At 59.7% G+C, this 5,454-nt stretch carries 3 protein-coding genes; all 3 read right to left on the reverse strand.

Features of this window, described 5'->3' with window-relative positions:
- Positions 1–2,743, reverse strand: a 2,743-nt coding sequence (locus AWB67_RS34250; protein ID WP_143328448.1) for a beta-ketoacyl synthase N-terminal-like domain-containing protein, incomplete at its 3' end; no start/stop codon positions are given.
- 362 nt (positions 2,744–3,105) lie between these two features.
- The gene (locus AWB67_RS34255; protein ID WP_125477812.1) at positions 3,106–3,681 is read right to left on the reverse strand and encodes a hypothetical protein; all 576 of its coding nucleotides are present in this window, start codon (positions 3,679–3,681) and stop codon (positions 3,106–3,108) included.
- A gap of 999 nt (positions 3,682–4,680) precedes the next feature.
- Entirely contained in the window at positions 4,681–5,361 is a 681-nt protein-coding gene (locus tag AWB67_RS41100) for a hypothetical protein (protein ID WP_087660408.1), read from the reverse strand.
- Between the last annotated feature and the right edge of the window lie 93 nt (positions 5,362–5,454).

Raw genomic sequence — 5,454 nt, forward strand, 5'->3', positions numbered from 1 at the left:
GATAGCGCTTGAGCACGAGTGCGCCGCAACCCTCGCTGCGCACGTAGCCGTTCGCCGACGCGTCGAACGTCTTGCATTGTCCGTCGGGCGACAGCATGCCGGCCTTGATGAGCCCTTCGTCCCATTCGCTCGCCAAAAGGACGTTGACCGCCCCTACGATGGCCGTGCGGCATTCGGAATCCCGCAGACTGCGGCAAGCGAGGTGGACCGCGGTAAGCGCCGACGAGCAGGCGGTGTCCACGACGAAGGATGGCCCGCGCAAATCCAGCTGATACGCGATGCGGTTGGCGATGACCGCCAGCATCGATCCTTGACTGCTGTAGGCATCGAGCTCGGCATGCGTCAGTTGCAGCAAGCCGTAGTCGAAGGCCGACGCGCCGAAGAACACGCCCGTGTCGGTGCCGGCGATGGCATCGGGCTTGATGCCCGCGTCCTCGAGCGCATGCCATGCGACCTGCATTGCAATGCGTTGCTGGGGGTCCATGCAGGCTGCTTCGCGATTCGTGATCGAGAAGAACGCGTTGTCGAACTCGATCAGGTCGTCGAGAAATCCGCCATGGCGCACCGTGCCGTCGTCACGCCGGCGCGCGGTGATGCCACTGCGGCCTTCCGAGAGCAACGCCCAGTAGGCGGCGAGACTGTCCGCACCCGGAAAGCGGCACGCCATGCCGACGACCACCACGGAATCCGGGTCGCAGGACGCCGGGTCAGCAGATTTCGCTCGCCAGCCGTCGCCCTCGATCCTGCGGCTCAGGTGACGAGCAAGTTGCCGGATGCTGGGATGGTCATAGAAGTCGGTGGGAGAAACCTCGACCTTGAACCGGCTCGCGAGCTCGGTCGCCAGGCTGGCCGCATCGATCGAGCCCAGCCCGTACTCCGAGAACGGGCGATCGGCGCGCACGCTCTGCTGCGATACCTGAGAGATTTCCGCAGCCCGACGCGTCAGGAATGCTTCCACCTCGGCTGCGCTCGACGGGCACGCAGCCATCGGCGACTGGACCGACGCCTTGGCGTCGGGATCGATTTCCCACTTCGCGACGACCCGCAAGCCGCCCTCGAGAAACGCCCGCTTCGACTGGCTGCGCTGGATCTTGCCGCTCGACGTCTTGGCCGTGGTGCCGGGCTGTATCAACACCATCGCGAACACCGGCAGGTCGAACGCGGCGCCCACTGCGCGGCGGATGGCGCCGAACATCTCGTCGTACGGTCCGCCCCGGTGGGCACGCGTGAGTTCCTGAACGACAACGATCCGCTCCTCGCCATCGAGCGTGACCGGGAAAACGGCGCAACCGCCTGGTGCAAAGCCAGGGTGAGCGCGCCCGATCTCACGCTCGGCGTCCTGCGGGTAGTAGTTGTCCCCATGCACGATGATGAGATCCTTGATTCGGCCAGTTGTGAAGAGGTCGCCTTCGTTGACGAATCCCAAGTCCCCGGTTCGAAGGAACTGCTGGCCGCTTCGATCGCCCGCCATGGTCGCGCCCATCGTCTGGGCGGTTTCGTCGGGCCTGTTCCAATAGCCGCTGGAAATGCTCCCGCTGTGGATCCAGATCTCCCCGACCTCGTCCGGGGCGCATTCGGTCAGGCGAGCGGGATCGACGATCTTCACCGTGGTGCCGTTTAGCGCCTTGCCGCAGGCCACCATGTCGGCTGTCGGCTCGCCCGCCTTGGCGAGCCGGACTTCATTGCACAACAGCGCTTTGGCCGACAGCGACAGCGCGCGAACGGGCTCGTCCCAGGTCTGGCATGTGACGAAGCACGTCGCCTCGGCCAGGCCATACCCCGCAGTCATTGCGTCGGGCGGAAAGCCATAGCTGCCGAACTTCCCGTTGAACTTGCTCACGGTTTCGACGCTGACCGGTTCGGCAGCATTGAGTGCCATGCGCCAGGACGACAGGTCCAGGCCTTCGCAGTCATGTTCGGAGATCTTTTGACAGCAGTGCCCGTACATGAAGTTGGGGCCCATGCTGTGCGTGCCCTTGAAATCCGAGATCGCCTTCAGCCAGCGCAGCGGCGTCTGGGCGACGGCGACACCGGGCAGCAGGCACGCCGATATCGACCGGTACATCGGGAACAGAATCCCGTAGAGAAGGCCAAGATCATGGAAATGCGGCACCCAGGAGATGATTCGGCTGGCGTCGTCATGGCCCAGCCCGTGGTCCCACTGAATCAGATTGTGCAGAATGTTCTGGTGGGACAGCATTACGCCCTTGGGCATGCCAGTCGAACCCGAGGTGTACTGGAGCACCGCGATTGCAGTCGGCGAAGGCATGTCGATGGCGCGGTCGGGAAAGGCGTCCCACCCTTCGAATGTGTCGACCTCCAGCCACGCCAGATCGCTCCATTTCGGGTTTTGCTCGACGAAGGCGCCCGCATTGCCGATGGTCTTGCCTACGCCGAGCACGATCGACGGCTGACAATCGTCCATGAGAACCGACAGGCGCTTGGCCTTGTTCGTATCGCCCGTCAACGGGACAGGCGCCACGGGGACCGTCGTTACGTTCGCAATGAGGCACGCGAGAAAGGCCTCAACGAATTCCAGACCGGTGGGAAAAACCAGCAGAGCGCGCTTGCCCGACATGCCTTGCTGCTTCAGCCATTCAGCCAGTCCTTTAGCGCGTTGAAGCAGTTCGTAATGCGTCAACGTACGGTCCACAATCTCGCCATCACGCAAGTACATGTAGGAAGCGGACGTGTCCGGTGTCGTATTGTCGATGAAAACTTCGAGCAAGGTGCGTCTGGTCATGACTTCTCTCCATACTTCAGCAATACATGCAAGCGGCGTTTAACAGCTGCAATCGGCCCTTTGCCTTCGGGCCGAAATCCTGGGCTTGCCGCCGCGGACCGGCGACATTGATCAACTCATTGCCTGGCATCGCCTATCGAGACTCTGCTAACCATGCTTTTATCCGACAAGACCAAGGTAGTGATACTAAATACTCTGTATCGTCAACTTTCATCGCCTGATAGAGTCACTTGGCAATTAGCCAAGGCACAGCGCCGAGAGATCATCGAATCGCTTTCAATCGATTTCGGCCACGACGCCATCTAAAGGACGACTTGCTTGCAACCGGCGTGGTCGAACGAACCCGTCCGGGCGCATCCCATCTAGCTGCTCTTTGAGGTCATGCGCTTGCTGTGCCGCCGGACGCTCACACTCAACTCCGAGATAATTTCCGACGCCACTTTTATGATCTGGCTCTGACTGAATCCCGCTATTGTCATTTCTCGATAAAACGACCTGGCGACAATTCTCGCCATCTCATGCGGGCATTCGCCCAAACCACCCATTTTGGCGATGCTGGCTATTTCCTTTTGCCAGGGCGAAACATAAACAGACTGTGTCTCTGATTCCGAATGCCGGCTGTCTGCGCGATGCAAGCAGCTTGTCAAAGTGGCGACAATTTCGAGTAACTGTTCGTCTTCTTTATTGACGTGCGGTTTGCGGGTTGCTCTTTCTACCTTCATCGCGCCCGGCTTACTGCCTTCAACCGACATGGGCGAAAGACTGGTGAGACTCTCCGGTAAAAGACCAGGACTATTCGATTCCCCGACGCTGCTCCCATTACCGGCACCTCCGCGTTGTTCCATCGCTCTAATTCCAAAGCGTAGCTTTTCCATCATGCATGCACTTTCACAAGTCGAATTCAGTCCGGTAATTGCGCGCCCTCTGAATGAGGTCATGTTTGACAAACTCCTAAATTTCGGTGCGCGCCTTTTAGGACGAGCCTGCGCTAACGCGCAACCGGATTGCTTCGCGAGACTAGCCGGCGACATGCCAAGCGCCGATGGTATCGAGCTCGTCTCTCAACTTGAGCTACCACCGTTTTGATGGACAACGCTAAAAAAATGAACACAAAGCTATAAGACACTCTCCCTAACATTAGGAACACTATCTACGATCCAGGAGCACAGGATCGCGTTAAGGCCATGTGAGTGTCTTTCTCTGAACTTGAGAACATCATCGAATTACCGGGTAAAACCGTATGTGCGCCGTCCAACGTGCGAGGGCCTTTTCTACAGAGCATAAACTTTGGAATCCGTATTTATATAACCGACATCCGTGACGTCAGCATTTAGTCGGATAATCCTATATAAAGTGCTTGAAATTCTCGGCGCCCGACATTGGCGAATAAAACGGGTAACTAAACTGCGAATGTCGATCCAAAAAAAATTAAAATCTGTTCTGTGTCAGTGTGGCGGTCCATCTCGTAGTACCTATGCGAAAGATGTGCCAGGAGGCGCTCCCTCGGCAAACATATCGTCATCGCCTGAAGCGCCGATAGTTCCGTCCGCTTTCCCTGCGGACCGAGTGCCGCCCGAAGGCTTCCACGGCGCGGCTTCGCGAGATAGCTTCCATTCTCCGCACCATCGAGAGGTCGCTGTCCTGCGCGATAGCTGCGCACGAGAGATTGCATGTGAACTGCATCGGACGTCGATGTGTTGGCGACCTGCGAACAAATAGCTTGCCGTGTGTTGGATGCGGACAGGTACTTGAGGGCGAGACTCGGGGCAATCGTGCTTTCGGGCGGTGTCCGGCGCTTCGCTCTTAGGCACCGCAATGAACGGAAGGCTCGCGGCGCGGCATCTGCTGGATGCGCTCGACGGCAAACGGCCTCAACGCGAATATGAAGTGCGTGGTCTTGCAGGTGCGCGCGACAGGTTGGTGCGCGTCGCGCTGATTCAGGTTTGCGTAGATCGCGCCTCCGGTCTTGGCAACGCGAGTTGCGGCGCCTTCGGAACGCGATACAACTCAAGCGCCGCCCCGCCCCCAAGTCGAGCCAAGTATGCACCCGTACTCGCGCTGCTGACTTCCCACGGCATATCCGCGTACGTCGCACCGATCCGCATGTCAGGCAGGATTTCTGTCCAGTGATTCTCGTCGCGCCTTGCGAACAAAGAGCCCGTGCCCTGTGCGCTGACGAGCTGCTGAACGGGCCAGTCCGCAAACAGCTTGCCCCTGTCGATGCGCCCGCGCTCGTTCAATTTGTGCATTCGCAATCCACGATGACTCGCCGTCACGAAAGTTGCGCCAGCGAAGCCGACCGCGTGCACGTTCTCCATCGGCAAACGAGCGACTTCGCCGCCATGGTCGTTGCATACCAGAACAAAGTCGGGCTGAAGCAGAATGATCCATCCGCCGCCTGTTGCGGCATCCAGAACCGCGGTTCTCGCACGGCCTTCATGCGGCATGCCCGCACCCTTTGCATCATTCGCGTCGAGTCGCGAAACGCCCGCCGGACCCCACGCCCACAGCCCTTGCCGTGTCGATATGACGCCGCGCGCGCCCGGAGTTGTCCAGATCCGTTCGACGCGCGGCGAACCGCTGCGCGATGCGTCGACGAGCAAACATGAATCGTCCATCAAAACCGCGAAACGGTCATTGGGGGACCGCGAGAACGCTTCGTGCCCGTTGCGGCAAAACGATCGACGCCAAAGGGTCCAGCGCCTGCCGGG

It is taken from the genome of Caballeronia terrestris, assembly GCF_001544515.1.
GTDB classification, from domain to species: domain Bacteria; phylum Pseudomonadota; class Gammaproteobacteria; order Burkholderiales; family Burkholderiaceae; genus Caballeronia; species Caballeronia terrestris.